We start from the raw sequence: 14810 nt of genomic DNA, 5'->3' as shown, positions 1-14810 counted from the left end.
GGGGGCGACAAGGTTCAACTGTTGCGCTTTTTTCCCCGTGTGCGGGTCATCTGCGGCTTGTCACCCAAGCCCAATTGATCGCGCACGACACGCCGCTTAACCTCTTCCACGGCACCGGCAGGCAAGTCGCCCAGCTGGAACGGACCATAGCTGACGCGGATCAGACGGTTGACGGTTGCCCCGATCGCCTCCATCGCGCGGCGGATCTCGCGGTTCTTGCCTTCGCGCAATGACACGGTCAGCCAGGCGTTCGCGCCCTGCTGGCGATCGAATGTCACCTGCATCGGCTGGTAGGACAGACCTTCGACCGTGATGCCTGCGCGCAATTGGTCCAGCTTGGCTTCTGACGCTGTGCCCTTGATGCGCACACGGTAACGGCGCAGCCAGCCTGTCGCAGGCAATTCCAGACGACGCTTCACACCGCCGTCGTTCGTCAACAAAAGCAATCCTTCGGAATTGAGATCAAGGCGTCCGACTGACATCACCCGTGGCATGTCCGCAGGTAAGGCCGCAAAAACAGTCGGGCGGTCCTTCTCGTCTCGCTCTGTTGTCACCAGCCCCGCCGGCTTGTGATAAAGCCAGATCCGGGGCGGTTCGGGTTCGCCGACAGGCTTGCCGTCAACGCTGATGCGGTCGCGTTCGGTGACATTCAGCGCCGGACTTTCGATCACCTTGCCATTCACCGCAACGCGGCCATCCGTGATCATGCGTTCGGCTTCGCGACGGCTGGCGATACCGGCACGGGACAGGACTTTGGCGATACGATCGCCTTCTGGGCTCTTCTCGGTCATGCAAATGGCTCTACGCAGCCCCAAAGCACAACACAATCCCTTTCATCTGGCCCGATAAACTCCCGCCGGAGGCTCCGGCCCTTGCATGCCCGCCCCATTCATCGGATCAAAAGGCATGACGTTTCGCAGCCATATGGATACCGCTCTCGCAGAGGCACGCGCCGCCGCCGCGCGGGGCGAAGTGCCGGTCGGGGCTGTTCTGGCGGGACCGGACGGCATCATCGCGCAGGCGGGGAACCGCACGCGGGAACGCAACGATCCGACGGCGCACGCAGAAATGCTTGTGATCCGTTCGGGCTGCGCTCTGCTGGGGCAGGAACGTCTGATGGGTCTTGACCTCTATGTCACGCTTGAACCCTGTCCGATGTGCGCGGCGGCGATCAGCAATGCGCGGATCGCCCGGCTTTATTACGGTGCAGCCGACCCGAAATCAGGCGGCATCGCACAGGGGCCGCGGATTTTCAGCCATCCCCAATGCCACCATGTGCCCGAAATTTATGACGGGATCGGCGCAGATGAATCGGAAACGCTGCTGAAGTCCTTCTTCGCAGCACGCCGCTAGAAACTGATCGGGTCCATTACGTTCGCTTCGATCACGTTGACGTCCGGCAAGGCGTCGATCAGCGGTTGTGCGGATTGGGCAAGCAGCGGGAACGTCTTGTAATGGCAGGGAATAATCGTCTTGAAGTTAAAGTAACGTTTGGCGGCATAGGCGGCGCGTTCCATATCCATTGTATAATGGCCACCAGCACAAAGCAGGCCGATATCCGGTTTGTGGTAATCACCCATCCAGTCCATGTCCGCCATGATGTCGGTGTCGCCACTGGCATAGATCACGTGACCGTCCCCCGCGATCATGAAGCCCGCCTCTGACCCTGCATAGGCGGGGCGTGTGCCGTCGAAATCCATGCTTGAAGAATGCACCGCATTCACCATCGTGACTTTCGCGCCGCCCGCATCAACGGTGCCACCCTTGCCGAACCCGACCATGTCGACGCCGGCGTTGCCCCCCCACCATTCCGCGATCTCGTGAATGGCCAGGATTGGGATCGACATTTCCTTGGCAATTTCCAGCGCGTTGCTGGCATGATCACCATGCCCGTGCGTCAAAAGGATATGGGTCGCCCCGGCAATCGCATCTGCGCGCCGGTCTTCGGGAAAGGACGGGTTGCCGGTCAGCCACGGGTCCAGCAGCAGAACGGCATCCTCGATTTCGATGCGAAAGCTCGCGTGACCCAGCCATGTGATTTTCATCTCGAATCCTTTCGCTTTCCGATTAGATTAGCCGCGAAAGAGAAAGGCGCAAATGGACTGGTTGCAACAAATCGACGGCTACTGCGAGCGCACCGATTTTGCCTATTGGTCCGAACCGCTGAACGCGGTGACGAATCTGGCCTTCATTCTGGCGGCGCTTTTCATGTGGCGGCGCACAGAAGGGGTGACGGGCGGGCGTGTCCTTTGCGTGATCCTGTTTGCCATCGGCATCGGCAGCTTCCTGTTCCACACAGAGGCGACGGTCTGGGCCGCGCTGGCTGATACTGCGCCTATTGGGCTCTATATCCTGACCTACCTCTTTCTTGTGAACCGTGACGTTATGGGATGGCCTGCTTGGGCCGCGGCGTTTGGTACATTGGCTTTCTTGCCCTATGCGGCTGTTGTTGTACCGGCGCTCAACCAGATTCCCTTTGTGCGGATCAGTAATTTCTACTGGACCGTGCCGATCCTGCTGTTCCTTTACGCCTATGTGCTGCGCAACCGCCGCCCGCAGGTGTCGCGCGGATTCGTGACAGGTGGCGTGGTGTTGTGTGTTTCGATCACCGCCCGATCGCTTGATGAAATCCTGTGCGATACACTGCCGTTGGGCACACATTTCATCTGGCATTGTCTTAACGGTCTGATGCTGGGCTATATGATCCACGTTTACACGCGTCACGTGCTTGCAGGCCGCACCCAGCAAGGCTAAACGCAACCCCGACAAAGTATCCGGAGACATGCATGTCCATCGACACCGAAACCGCCCGCCGCGTGGCCAAGCTGGCCCGCATCAAGGTTGAAGACGACGCGCTGCCAGCACTTGCGCAGGAATTCAGCGCGATTCTCGGTTTTATCGAGCAGTTGAACGAAGTCGACGTGGACGGGGTAGAGCCGATGACTTCCGTCACCCCGCAGCGGCTCAAACGCCGCGTGGACGAAGTGACCGACGGCAATCAGCAGGACAAGGTTCTTGCCAATGCGCCAGATGCTCGCGAGGGGTTTTTCGCCGTGCCCAAGGTGGTTGAATAATGTCTGATCTGACCAAATTGACAATTGCCGGTGCCCGCGATGCGATGCGCAAGGGCGACACAAATAGCCTTGAATTGACCGAGGCTTATCTGTCCGAAATCGAAGGGGCAGGGGCGCTGAACGCCTTTGTTCACCATACGCCGGATCAGGCGCGCGACCAAGCCCGCGCCGCAGACGCGCGGATTGCCAAAGGCGATGCCCCCGACATGTGTGGCATCCCACTTGGGATCAAGGACTTGTTCTGCACCAAGGGTGTCGCGTCCCAAGCCGCATCCGGCATCCTCAACGGGTTCAAGCCTGAATACGAATCCACCGTGACGACACAGCTGTTCGATGCCGGTGCGGTCATGCTGGGCAAGCTGAACATGGACGAATTCGCAATGGGTTCGTCTAACGAAACTTCCGTCTATGGCAACGTCGTAAACCCCTGGAAAAACGATGACCGTGACCTGACTCCCGGGGGGTCGTCCGGCGGGTCTGCCGCTGCTGTCGCCGCAGATCTTTGCGCGGCCGCCACCGGCACAGACACAGGCGGATCAATCCGCCAGCCTGCCGCGTTCACCGGCATCACCGGGATCAAGCCAACCTATGGCAGGGTCAGCCGCTGGGGCATTGTGGCCTTCGCCTCATCCCTTGATCAGGCCGGACCGATGACCAAAGACGTACGCGACGCGGCAATCATGCTGGAAACCATGTGCGGGCATGATCCCAAGGATTCGACGTCCGCCGATCTGCCTGTCCCGAATTTCGAGGCAATGTTGACGGGTGATATCAAGGGCAAGGTCATCGGAATTCCCAAAGAATACCGCATGGACGGGATGCCTGCCGAGATTGAAAAGCTGTGGTCCGAAGGCACGGCAATGTTAAAGGCAGCAGGTGCCGAAATCCGCGACATCAGCCTGCCGCACACGAAATACGCGCTGCCCGCCTATTACGTCATTGCGCCTGCCGAAGCGTCCTCCAACCTTGCCCGCTATGACGGCGTACGCTTTGGCCATCGCGCGAAACTGGCCCAAGGTGACGGCATCACCGAAATGTACGAAAAGACCCGCGCCGAAGGGTTCGGGGCCGAAGTTCAGCGCCGTGTCATGGTTGGCACCTATGTCCTGTCTGCGGGTTTCTATGACGCCTATTATAACCGCGCCCGCAAGGTGCGGACATTGATCAAGCGTGACTTTGAAACTGTCTTTAACGACGGGATCGACGCGATTCTGACGCCAGCCACACCATCGGCAGCGTTCGGTCTGGGTGAGAACATGGACCCGATCCAGATGTATCTGAACGATGTATTCACGGTCACCGTGAACCTTGCCGGTCTGCCGGGCATCGCAATCCCTGCCGGGTTGGATGACAAGGGGCTGCCGCTGGGGCTTCAGCTGATCGGGCGTCCCTGGGAAGAAGGTGACCTGCTGAACGTCGCCTACACGCTGGAACGTGATGCAGGTTTTGTAGCAAAACCGCAAAAGTGGTGGTAAACGCCACCGAAATTGGGTGAATTCGCAGGTATTGCCGTGAAGAACTGTCTAGCCATTGCCGGGTTGATCGCAACCCTTGCCGCGTGTGCGCCACCAACTGTCCCCGACAGCGGGGAAGGGATCGGTTTCGGCGCGCCAGAGGACTTTGCCTTGCAGCAGGCCCGCCGTGAAGCCGCCTTGAACGGCACACCGCTGCCGCAACCGCCAAGTGTGCAGACACAGGCGATCCCAAGCTCTGACCTGCGTGCGGCCGGCATTGGCCAGAACGGTGGTGGTGATGTCGGCGCTCCCTTGTCGGTGACAAACCTTGCCGGTGCCGCCCCCGCACCCGCAGATGTAAACAACCCCGGTATTTCGGACGAAAACGACTTTTCCGCCGTTGCATCACGCGAAACGATTGAATCTGACGCGCAGCGCCGCCAGGAACAGGCCGCTGTCCGCCAGGTTGTCGAACCGACCGCTATTCCGGCACGTCCAACCACGACAGGACCAAACATCGTGGCCTACGCGCTGAACGCGCCGAATGCCAAAGGGCAGGAATGGTACTCCCGTTCGCTTTTGTCCGGTCAGGCCCGGTTCCAGCGCAACTGTGCCTCCTACAATAACCCGGATGCCGCACAGCGTGATTTCCTGGCACGTGGTGGCCCCGAACGCGATCCGCGCGGGATCGATCCTGACGGGGACGGATTCGCTTGCGGTTGGGATCCGGCACCCTTTCTTCTGGCGGCTGGCCGCTGAGGCTGACCACCCACACTTCGCCCAATTGCGGACCGCGCCGGAATGGCGCGCGTCCTGATATAGTCGTTATTCATTACACGGCGATGCAATCGGCCAAAGCTGCACTGAAAACCTTGTGTGATCCGCAAACAGAGGTTTCGGCCCATTATCTGATCGCCGAAGACGGTGAGGTTCTTTCCCTCGTGCCCGAAGATTTGCGAGCCTGGCATGCCGGTGCGGGGCAATGGGGGAGTGTGACGGATGTGAACAGCCGTTCGATCGGGATCGAACTTGCGAACCCCGGAAATTGTCCCTTTTCCGCGCCGCAGATGGATGCGTTGCAAGAACTCCTCAAAGGCATCAAGGCGCGCTGGGACATGCGCCCCGAACGCGTGATCGGCCATTCCGACATGGCACCGGGGCGCAAGATCGACCCCGGTCCGCGCTTTGACTGGAACCGCTTGGCACGTGAGGGTCACGCGGTCTGGCCCGAGAAAGCAGACGGCGACACTGCGCAATTTACCGCGAACATGCACGCTTTTGGCTATCGCGCGACGGATGATCCCGATCTTCTGTTGCAGACCTTTCGTCTGCGATTTCGCCCGCATGCCGACGGACCGCTGGATGAAACAGACGCGGGCATGATCGCTGACCTTGCCGCGCGCTTCCCCGTTGACGCAAATGCCACTTGGGTCTAAGCGGGCAATCGCGCGGATGGCTGGATGATCGCGGGCCGGTAACGGGTCGAGGAAAGTCCGGACTCCAGTAAAGCACGGTGCCGGGTAACGCCCGGCGGGGGCAACCCCAGGGAAAGCGCCACAGAAAACAGACGGCCTTGCATGCAGGGTCAAGGTGAAACGGTGGGGTAAGAGCCCACCGCGCGACGGGCAACCGAAGCGGCACGGCAAGCCCCACCGGGAGCAATGCCAAATAGGGATCGCGTGCCTTCGGGCGGGGTGGCTTGCACCCCAGCAGATCCGGGTTGGCAGCTAGAGGCACGTTGGCAACAGCGCGTCCAGATGAATGATCATCCATCCGTGGCAACACGGGGGACAGAATCCGGCTTACAGGCCATCCGCGCACTTTTGCCAACCGCCAAACTGTGCTTCACATGCACAAACGCCAGCGGAGCCGTCATGCCAGACCTGACCTTCACGTATTCGAACCGGCCCTTTTCGGCGATCATCACCATCGTGATCGGTTTGGCGTTGGCCGCTGTGTTCGCATGGTTCGCGATTGCAGAAGATAACCCGGAATTCGACCTTTTTGGCGGCACGCTGACCGGCTGGCAGGCCACCACCCTGATTTGGCTGATTGTGGCGCTTATGCTTGTCATCGCGGGCCTTGGGCTGCGTATCCTGATCGGCTTTCGGCGCAATGTGCGCGAAGTGTCGCTGGGGCCGACAGCCTTGCGGGCACCGAAAGTGCCGCTGAGCCGACGGATGGTCACTGTGCCTTATGAGCAGATCACCGACATCGCTCGCCAACGGATTTTCAGGGATACAATTCTGGTAATCAGTCACACCGGCGGCGAAATCCGCATTCCGCGTCTTTACCTTCCCAGTGCGGATGCGTTTACACAGATCGAAAGCGAATTAATGACACGCTGGGCTGCTGCCCGGCGCACCTAGGATAAGCCGATGCAAGACCTGACATTCAATTACAAGAACCGTCCGTTTGTGATGATCTTCTTGATCTTATTCGGGGCCGTCTGTGCGGCCGTGTTTGTTTACATGGCGCTTTCCGAGGATGATTTGCGGCTGGGTTTTCTCGGGGTGAGTGCTTCTGGGCTGGAGGCCACGGCGCTGGCGTGGTTCTTTGCTGTGTTCATGGCGGGTTTGGCTGTCTTCGGTGTCTACGGACTGGTGCGCATGTTGCAGACACCGCGTCAGATCAAGCTTGGTGCAACGCAGATGCAGGCCCCGAAAGCGCCGATCAGCAAGACCGTCATCACTGTGAACTATGCCGACATAGATAAGCTTCGGACCGAGGATGTGTTCGGACAGAAGATGCTTGTTATCGCCCACAAGGGCGGCAAGCTGAACATCACCAAAAGCTATTTGGCCGACAAGACGGCGTTCGACACGATCAAAGCGGAACTGAATGCGCGCCGGGACGCGGCGGCAGGGGTGCAGCTTCTCTAAATAGCGGTTGACTCATGGCTGATCCCGCGTAAAAGGCAGCTTCTAACGGAATTTCACGCGTGGCCGCATCTTTTGCCCGCGAGCTGGAGACACTGACATGGCGAAGCCAACCACGATCAAAATCCGCCTGAACTCAAGCGCGGGAACGGGCCACTTTTACGTGACGAAGAAGAACGCGCGCACGATGACAGAAAAGATGGTCGTCAAGAAATATGACCCCGTTGTGCGCAAGCACGTCGAATACAAGGAAGGCAAGATCAAGTAAGTTGATCGCCTTTGATGCAGACAAACCCGCACCGTCAGGCGCGGGTTTTTTTGTGCCTGAATGATCTGCTAAGCGCGAAGGTCTAGCCGACCCAGGGCCGCGCCTGTTTGATCGACAAAAGCCCGTTCCGATCCACCTTGAATTCGATATCCATCGCGAATGTCGGATCGTCGGTGCGCCCGTAAAGTTTCGCGAAATGGGCCTGTATCAGGCGCATCTGTTCGGTCAGCAACAGCAAGTCGTCCGGCTGGATCACGGTTTCACCTTCCCCCACCAGCGATGACCGGCGGACATAGATCATCTCGTATGGCCGGTCAGGTGTGCCGTTCAGGTCTTCCATGATCAAAAGCTCTTCTGCCGTCTCGTCGCCTGTCGGATTGGTGATCAGGTCTTCGCCCACCTGCGCGTTCACATAATAGCCGGGGAAGTTGTCGAAATAGAGGTTTCTGGTGATCGCGACCCCGTTGACCCGTTCGTCATCATAGTTGGGATGCACCAGCACACCCATGGCTGCTGTGAGATGGTCGATGCGATAGAATTCGCGTTCTTCAAAGGCGCGGAAATTCCACAGGCTTGCCCAGACCTGCTTGATGGATTTTTCGATGTGCCCTTCATCCAGCCGGTGCGTGTAGCTGTCATAAAGCCCGGCACCGGTGAACCCGATGGTGTCTTCCGCGTTTGCGCTTGATCGGCAACGCGGTGTTGTTCCGGCGGGAAAGGCCTTGTGCATGACATCCAACTTGCCGCGGATGTCGTTGGGCACCGGCGCGTCCTTTATGGTTCTGCGGAACGCTTTCAGCAGGTCCTTGCGCACCTCACCGTCCTGAAAATCACGCCGGGCCATCGTGCTTAATATCTGGTCGTACAACCCGTTCACCGTCATGAACGTGTGATAGAAGGAAAAGGGCACAGCAAACCCGTTGGGAACATAGCGCGGATCAATAGCGCGGCGCAGTTCGGCGACACCCGTCGCCTTGCCACCAAAGGCATCGCTAGCGCTGAAGGGCAGGTCATTTAGCGTGACAGTGTCGGTTGCTTTCAGATTGCGCGGTGGATAGGTCACTTGCGCCGGGCGTCGCGCATCGTAAGTGTCGCGTACTTCTTGGGGCGTGGCCTCCCTGATTTCGATGCGATCCGGTGTGACGGCCATCCACACGGTCTTGCCAATAAAATCGCTGAGAGGCGGTAAGGACGCGGCGTTTACCAGATAGGCATTCGGAATACCGTTCTGCTGGGCGCGCAGGTTGACGTGCGACAACGGCGTCTGCGGGGCCGAGGTGATGACACCGGCGACAAGTGGCAAATCATTCGGCAAGCGGTCGTAAATCACGATATCGGTGGCAGCAGCGGGTCGCGACTCTGTCCCGTTCAGGACGCGCAGTTCCCCGACAGCTTCTCCGAGGTTCAGTGGGTTGTAGGTGATCGACTCGAAGATGTCAGAGGTTGCGACCGTCGGCACGGCGTTCTGCGCGAAACGCTCTGCCTCGCGCGCGAACAACCGTTCCTGCAAATCGCCTGACGGATGATAGGCGAGCAGGTCCGCGGCAAACGGCATGCCATCTCGCAGCAAGCGATAGGCGCGGCTGACATGTGCAACGCTGACCGGATCGGTCGGCCAGAATTCCAGCGCGTACAGACCGGGTGATCCATCGGGGCGGGTATAGCTGTCGAATGCCAGCACGGACCCGACAAGAAACTGACGGTCCTCGGTAAAATAGGTAATCCTGTTGAACTCCGCAGTGGACAGGTCATAGCCCAGCACGTCTGTCACGAAATGATAATGCAACGGATGCTTGTTGCTGTTCATAAAGACCAGCCGCATATCGTCTGTCCCCACATCCGTGATGACGAACTTCAGCTCGCGCACACCCAATGCCCCCGGCACATCGTCCCGCACCGCAAATGCATCAAACGTGGCGCGGTCGGGGATAACGGTCAGGCTGTCGGTCTGCGGATCGATCTTGCCCAACGGTCCGCGATCAGGTGGCGCGATGCTGCGCGCATCATGCGGCAAAGCGGGCAGGCGCGGATGGGTCGGGGCGTGGCGGATTCGCATCTGTGTCCTCGTCAACGTGGGATATCTTCCCTTATGACGAATTTGCCTGCGCAATCCTTGGGCTGTCCATCCGGCACGGTGCAATCAGGCCTGATAATAACCAGTTGTGCCATGCAAACCGCCGACTTGCGGCCCATTGACGTTTGACACGGTCGCATTCGCCACGCTTATTGGGATCTGATCGCGTAGCAGGGAATGACGAATGATGGCAAAGACACAGCACGCTGCAACCGACGGCGCGGGGTAGGCGGGATGTACCGGATCGATTGCCTGCAATATGCGAACTGGTCAGAGAAGATTTTCCGCCAGATGCGCGAAGGCGGCGTTGACGCCGTGCACGTCACCATCGCCTATCACGAGAATTTTCGCGAAACCGTGCTGAATATCGAACGGTGGAACCGGTGGTTCGAACAGTTCCCTGACCTTATATTTCAAGGTGCATGGGCGCGTGATGTGGAAAAGGCGCGGGCGACCGGGCGCACCGCGATCTTTTTCGGCTTTCAGAACCCCAGCCCCATGGAAGATGATATTGGTCTAGTTGCGGTCCTGCACCGATTGGGTGCGCGTTTCATGCAGTTGAGCTACAACAACCAGTCGCTGCTTGCGACAGGCTGTTACGAGGCCGAAGACCCCGGCATCACGCGCATGGGCAGGCAGGTGATCAAGGAAATGAACCGGGTCGGCATGGTCATTGACATGAGCCATTCCGCGGATCGTTCGACGATCCAAGCGGCGGATCTTTCGCAGCGCCCCATCGCGATCACACACGCCAATTTGCATGCATGGCAACCCGCGCTGCGCAACAAGCGCGATGATGTCATCCGTGCGGTCACGCAGAACGGTGGCATGATGGGCTTTTCACTTTATCCCCATCACCTCAAAGACAAGTCGGCCTGCACACTGCAAAGTTTTTGCGAAATGATCGCGCGCGCGGCTGACGAGTTCGGTGTCCAGCACTTCGGGATCGGATCGGACCTGTGTCAGGACCAGCCCGACTCGGTCGTGGAATGGATGCGGGTGGGGCGCTGGACAAAAGAGATCGACTATGGCGAAGGCAGTGCAGCAGCGCCCGGCTTTCCGGATATGCCGGAATGGTTCCGCGACAACCGCGATTTCGGCAATATCTCTGATGGGCTGCACGACATCGGGTTCGACAAGGACGAGGTGGCGGCCTTGATGGGCGGGAACTGGTTCCGCTTTTTCGAGGATAGTTTTGGTCCAGTGAGACCGGATTAAGGCGGCTCATGCCGTTTGGACAGGTACGAAAAAACCCCGCCTGACATTCGGTCAGGCGGGGTCATTTTGTTCAGTGTCAGAGAGGTGTTATTCTCTGTTGCCCAGCAACTGCAGCAGGAACATGAACATGTTGATAAAGTCGAGATACAGGCTCAATGCGCCCATGATCGCAGCCTTACCCAGCCATTCCTGATCGCCAGCGGCGGCGTGCTGGATGTAGATGTTCTTGATGTTCTGCGTGTCATAAGCGGTCAGACCGGCAAAGATCAGCACACCAAGGATCGAGATCGCAAGGTCCAAGCCGGCAACCGGGGCACCTGTAAAGTAGGCAACGCCGATGTTCAGCAGGGATGCAGCGATCAGACCGATCACACCCATGATGAGGAAGCTACCCCAACCAGAGATATCTTTCTTTGTCGTGTAACCCCAGAGGGACAGACCGGCAAAGGCGATCGCGGTCACCAGGAAGACCTGGATGATCGAAAAGCCGGTAAAGACAAGAAAGATGGAACTGATCGACAGACCCATCAGAACAGCAAAGACGTAGAACGCTGTCTGGACCCCGGCTGCGGACAGGCGATTCATCGCCGCGCCGAAGCCGAAGAAGATAAAGGCAAGCGGCGCAAGCATGATAACCCAGCGCAGCGGCGACAGGTAGATCGCGGCACCAAGGCCGGACAACATCGTTCCGTTGCCGAGTGTTGCGGCAGCGGCAGCGGGATCATTCGTGACAGCCAGGCCGGAAATGGCCCAAGCGGCGGCAAATGTAATGAACATGCCCACGGACATTGTGCCGTAGACCTTGTTCATGTGGGCGCGTAGGCCCTCGTCGATCGCAGCCGCGCGGACCCCGCCCGCCGTCCGGATTGTTTGGTATTCAGCCATAGAGACCTCCAAAAAGAAAATTCCGGGCGCCGATTATCGGCATCCATGGCGTCGATATTGGCATGAAACGGGGCTAATTCAAGGGCCTTACGCGGTGCTTTCGCCTTAATCCGACCGATTTGCGCGGGAATGTCGCAGCTATCGACGAAACCAGTGGTCAGGCGCGTCCCAGATTGGCCGCTTTGCCTCTTTTTGGGCCTCTTGGGCATTTACGCCGATATCGGCGCGCAAGTGGGCGTCAAGGTCGGCCAGCGCGCGACGCTGCCGTGCAAGCGCGTGCATTTGCCTGAGCATGGCGAATACGCCGAAACGGGTGTGCCGCCGGGTGCGGAGGGTACTGTCCAGATATGCCATTACTTCAACCTTTCTGATGTGTTTGCGTCAATGCATGTCCATGCTTGATATATCGATGCTTGCAATGCATAAGTAAAACGAATGATTTTGAATTGAGACATCAGGAGTTGTGATATGTTGCGCAATCTGGACATGACCGCGCTGCGTTCCTTTGTAACGGTGGCCGAGTCCGGCGGGGTGACCCGTGCCGCGGGTATGCTGAACCTGACGCAATCCGCTGTTTCCATGCAGTTGAAGCGTCTGGAAGAAGCACTTGGTCTGCAATTGCTCGACAGATCGGCGCGCACAATCGGACTGACGGCGGCTGGTGAACAGCTTGTTGGCTACGGCCAGCGGATGCTTGCGCTGAACGATGAGATTTATCGCAAGCTGACGGCGCAGGAATTTGAAGGCGAACTCAAGCTTGGCGTGCCGCATGACATCATCTACCCCACGGTGCCGCGCGTGTTGAAACAGGTTGCGGCCGAATTTCCCCGGATGCGGGTCAGGCTGATTTCCGCCCCGACGTTACGGCTCAAGGAGATGTTCGCGCGGGGTGAGTGCGATTTCATCCTGACGACCGAAGACGCGTGCGATCCGAAGGGAGAAACGCTGATTTCTTTGCCGATGGTCTGGGTCGGGGCGGTCGATGGTGTGATCTGGCGCGAAAGACCGCTGCGGATTGCCCATTGCACGAAATGCATTTTCCGCACCGGTGTATTGCGCACGCTGAACGCGGCCGGGGTCCCATGGGAAATGGCTGTCGACTCAGAGCTCGACAACGCGGTCGAAGCCGCCGTCAGCGCCGATCTGGCCGTGACAGCCGCAATTGAAGGGGGCTTGCCGCCGCATACAGTTGTCATCGACCATGGTGGTGCCTTGCCTGATCTCGGCGCGCAGAACATCAATCTTTATGTGCAGCAACCGGGTGCGCATGTCAGCGCAGCAGTCGCCGCGATCATTCGCAAGGCTTACAAGGACTAGGGCGTCACCACGACCTTGCCGGTGGATTTGCGCTTTTCCAGCAGGTCAAGCGCATCCTGCGCCTGCGCCAGCGGCACAATGTGGCTGACGTGCGGTTTCAGACGGCCATCGGCCCACCATGTCATCAGCTCGGCAAGACTGTCGAGCAATGCCGCCTGATTGAACTTGAGATATCCGCCCCAATAGAATCCGATCACGCTGATGTTCTTGACCAGAATGATGTTGGCCGGAATTTGTGGCACGTCGCCACTTGCAAATCCGATTGTCAAAACGCGGGCTTCGCGGTTACAGGCTCGCAAGGCGGCTTTGAACAGATCGCCGCCCACAGGATCATACACCACATCCGCGCCGCCAAGCGCCTTGACCGCCGCGAGGATGTCATCGTTATCGCTGTCAAGCACATGATCGGCACCGGCGGCTTTCGCGACGGCCAGTTTATCCGCGCCGCGTGCAACAGCGATGACAGTCGCACCCAGCGCTTTGCCAACCTCGATCGCTGTCAGCCCGACACCGCCCGCCGCACCCAGAACCAGCAGCGTTTCATCCGCGCGCAAGTGCGCACGTCTGGTAAGTGCAAGGTGAGACGTGCCGTATGCAACCATGAACCCTGCGGCAACCTCAGCGGGCATTTTGTCCGGAACAGGCAAACACAGATCCGCCGGGAACACGCCCTGCTCGGCAAGCCCGCCCTGACCGCCGAAAACTGCGACACGCGCACCGATTTCGGGATGCGTCACACCTTCGCCGACTTCCAGAACGGTGCCGCAGACCTCCAGTCCCAAGGTGAAGGGAGGTTCGGGCGTGTCCTGATAGGTGCCCTTTGCCATCAGCAAGTCGGCGAAGTTCAGCCCACATGCCTCTATTTTGAGCAAAACCTGCCCTTTTTTCGGTGTCGGAGCAGCGATTTGGACCAGTTTCGGAGCAGTTTGCGGGGTCTGGACCTGAAAGGCGGTGATCATGCGGCGATTCCTTTGTCTACTGTGGTAGTCATACGCATGTGCGGGCGAGGTGCGAGTCGTCTGCCAGGTTTTTGACCGTTTTTCAGTTAACTCTTCCGAAGGAACCTGTCCTTAAGTTATGAAACCGAATGCAACCGTTGCGTGTTTTGCATGTTTTGTTTGATTGAGGTCGCAGATTGGATGCCGGCTCTTGATTCCGAAGCGTATCGACCGGCCCTCAAAGGACACATCGCGGAAGAGCTGCGAAAAGAAGGAAGCAAGCATGAAACACCCAGTTGACGTCCATGTTGGCAAACGTATCCGGCATCGTCGCTGGATGAACGGCACCACGCAGCAGCAGCTCGCTGAAAGCGTCGGGATCAAGTTCCAGCAGATTCAGAAATACGAAACCGGCATGAACCGGGTCAGCGCATCCCGGCTTTGGGATATCGCCACCGTGCTTGAAGTACCGGTTTCATTCTTCTTTGAAGGGTTGGACAGCAAGACGTCCGACCTGGCGGAGCGGTCAGATATTCCGGGGGATATCCTGACTGACAAGGAGGCACTTGAACTCCTGCGCTCTTACTATGCCATTCCCGAAAACCAGCGACGGCGTCTGTTCGATCTGGCCCGCGTGCTGAGTGAGGCGGCATAACAGGGCTTGCCTGATTGGGCGGTGCCTGTCAGCATTATCTACACTTTA

Annotated in this window: 18 protein-coding genes and 1 other RNA gene; 13 read left to right on the top strand and 6 right to left on the bottom strand. The window is 58.6% G+C overall.

Going from position 1 to position 14810, the window contains the following annotated elements:
• Nucleotides 1-14 precede the first annotated feature (14 nt).
• Nucleotides 15-791: a pseudouridine synthase gene (locus BMY44_RS09060; RefSeq protein WP_089993019.1), complete on the bottom strand. Its 777-nt coding sequence runs from the start codon at nt 789-791 to the stop codon at nt 15-17.
• A gap of 115 nt (nt 792-906) precedes the next feature.
• Between BMY44_RS09060 and BMY44_RS09055 the strand changes: the two genes are divergently transcribed.
• Nucleotides 907-1353: a nucleoside deaminase gene (locus BMY44_RS09055; protein ID WP_089994734.1), complete on the top strand. Its 447-nt coding sequence runs from the start codon at nt 907-909 to the stop codon at nt 1351-1353.
• Here the strand turns inward: BMY44_RS09055 and BMY44_RS09050 are convergent.
• A complete protein-coding gene (locus BMY44_RS09050) occupies nt 1350-2045 on the bottom strand; it encodes a metal-dependent hydrolase (protein ID WP_089993016.1) in 696 nt (231 codons plus the stop codon). The genes BMY44_RS09055 and BMY44_RS09050 overlap by 4 nt on opposite strands.
• 52 nt (nt 2046-2097) lie before the next feature.
• On the opposite strand from BMY44_RS09050, the gene BMY44_RS09045 reads away from it, so the two are divergent.
• From BMY44_RS09045 to rpmG, 9 genes are all read left to right on the top strand, one after another.
• Nucleotides 2098-2754 (top strand): ceramidase domain-containing protein, encoded by a 657-nt coding sequence (locus BMY44_RS09045; protein ID WP_089993013.1) that lies wholly within the window; start codon nt 2098-2100, stop codon nt 2752-2754.
• A gap of 32 nt (nt 2755-2786) precedes the next feature.
• Complete coding sequence (gatC, locus tag BMY44_RS09040; RefSeq protein WP_089993011.1) at nt 2787-3074, top strand: Asp-tRNA(Asn)/Glu-tRNA(Gln) amidotransferase subunit GatC; 288 nt, start codon at nt 2787-2789, stop codon at nt 3072-3074.
• Entirely contained in the window at nt 3074-4549 is a 1476-nt protein-coding gene (gene gatA / locus BMY44_RS09035; RefSeq protein ID WP_089993008.1) for an Asp-tRNA(Asn)/Glu-tRNA(Gln) amidotransferase subunit GatA, read from the top strand. The genes gatC and gatA overlap by 1 nt, the downstream gene beginning before the upstream one ends.
• 36 nt (nt 4550-4585) lie before the next feature.
• Nucleotides 4586-5287, top strand: coding sequence for a hypothetical protein (locus tag BMY44_RS09030; protein WP_089994731.1), 702 nt, complete (start codon nt 4586-4588; stop codon nt 5285-5287).
• Nucleotides 5248-5964, top strand: a complete 717-nt coding sequence (locus BMY44_RS09025) for an N-acetylmuramoyl-L-alanine amidase (protein ID WP_479723317.1) — start codon at nt 5248-5250, stop codon at nt 5962-5964. Before BMY44_RS09030 ends, BMY44_RS09025 begins: the two co-directional genes overlap by 40 nt.
• A gap of 12 nt (nt 5965-5976) precedes the next feature.
• Nucleotides 5977-6349: RNase P RNA component class A (gene rnpB / locus BMY44_RS09020), an RNA gene on the top strand.
• A 53-nt stretch (nt 6350-6402) separates the two neighbouring features.
• Nucleotides 6403-6897, top strand: a complete 495-nt coding sequence (locus tag BMY44_RS18090; RefSeq protein ID WP_131801590.1) for a hypothetical protein — start codon at nt 6403-6405, stop codon at nt 6895-6897.
• 9 nt (nt 6898-6906) lie between these two features.
• Nucleotides 6907-7410, top strand: coding sequence for a hypothetical protein (locus BMY44_RS09015; protein ID WP_089993006.1), 504 nt, complete (start codon nt 6907-6909; stop codon nt 7408-7410).
• A 97-nt stretch (nt 7411-7507) separates the two neighbouring features.
• The gene (gene rpmG, locus BMY44_RS09010; RefSeq protein ID WP_055082637.1) at nt 7508-7675 is read left to right on the top strand and encodes a 50S ribosomal protein L33; all 168 of its coding nucleotides are present in this window, start codon (nt 7508-7510) and stop codon (nt 7673-7675) included.
• A gap of 82 nt (nt 7676-7757) precedes the next feature.
• On the opposite strand, the gene BMY44_RS09005 is transcribed toward rpmG, so the two are convergent.
• Nucleotides 7758-9731, bottom strand: a complete 1974-nt coding sequence (locus BMY44_RS09005) for a PEP/pyruvate-binding domain-containing protein (protein ID WP_089993003.1) — start codon at nt 9729-9731, stop codon at nt 7758-7760.
• A gap of 252 nt (nt 9732-9983) precedes the next feature.
• Here BMY44_RS09005 and BMY44_RS09000 point away from each other — a divergent pair, with 252 nt between their 5' ends.
• On the top strand, nt 9984-10967 hold the full coding sequence (locus BMY44_RS09000; protein WP_207510502.1) for a membrane dipeptidase: 984 nt from the start codon (nt 9984-9986) through the stop codon (nt 10965-10967).
• 87 nt (nt 10968-11054) lie between these two features.
• Here the strand turns inward: BMY44_RS09000 and BMY44_RS08995 are convergent, their stop codons facing one another.
• Together BMY44_RS08995 and BMY44_RS08990 are read right to left on the bottom strand one after the other, a co-directional pair.
• Nucleotides 11055-11852, bottom strand: coding sequence for a Bax inhibitor-1/YccA family protein (locus tag BMY44_RS08995; protein ID WP_089992998.1), 798 nt, complete (start codon nt 11850-11852; stop codon nt 11055-11057).
• A gap of 138 nt (nt 11853-11990) precedes the next feature.
• Nucleotides 11991-12206, bottom strand: coding sequence for a DUF1127 domain-containing protein (locus BMY44_RS08990; RefSeq protein ID WP_242650509.1), 216 nt, complete (start codon nt 12204-12206; stop codon nt 11991-11993).
• A 114-nt stretch (nt 12207-12320) separates the two neighbouring features.
• On the opposite strand from BMY44_RS08990, the gene BMY44_RS08985 reads away from it, so the two are divergent.
• On the top strand, nt 12321-13169 hold the full coding sequence (locus tag BMY44_RS08985) for a LysR family transcriptional regulator (RefSeq protein WP_089992995.1): 849 nt from the start codon (nt 12321-12323) through the stop codon (nt 13167-13169).
• Here BMY44_RS08985 and BMY44_RS08980 read toward each other — a convergent pair.
• On the bottom strand, nt 13166-14125 hold the full coding sequence (locus BMY44_RS08980; protein WP_423219748.1) for an NADPH:quinone oxidoreductase family protein: 960 nt from the start codon (nt 14123-14125) through the stop codon (nt 13166-13168). The two genes, BMY44_RS08985 and BMY44_RS08980, sit on opposite strands and share 4 nt — an antisense overlap.
• A gap of 265 nt (nt 14126-14390) precedes the next feature.
• Between BMY44_RS08980 and BMY44_RS08975 the strand changes: the two genes are divergently transcribed.
• Nucleotides 14391-14762, top strand: a complete 372-nt coding sequence (locus BMY44_RS08975; RefSeq protein WP_089992990.1) for a helix-turn-helix domain-containing protein — start codon at nt 14391-14393, stop codon at nt 14760-14762.
• Nucleotides 14763-14810: the final 48 nt, after the last annotated feature.

The organism is Cognatiyoonia koreensis (genome assembly GCF_900109295.1).
Lineage (GTDB): Bacteria > Pseudomonadota > Alphaproteobacteria > Rhodobacterales > Rhodobacteraceae > Cognatiyoonia > Cognatiyoonia koreensis.
The sequence above is the reverse complement of the archived record's forward strand: the minus strand, read 5'-3'. Positions and strand labels throughout refer to the sequence as shown.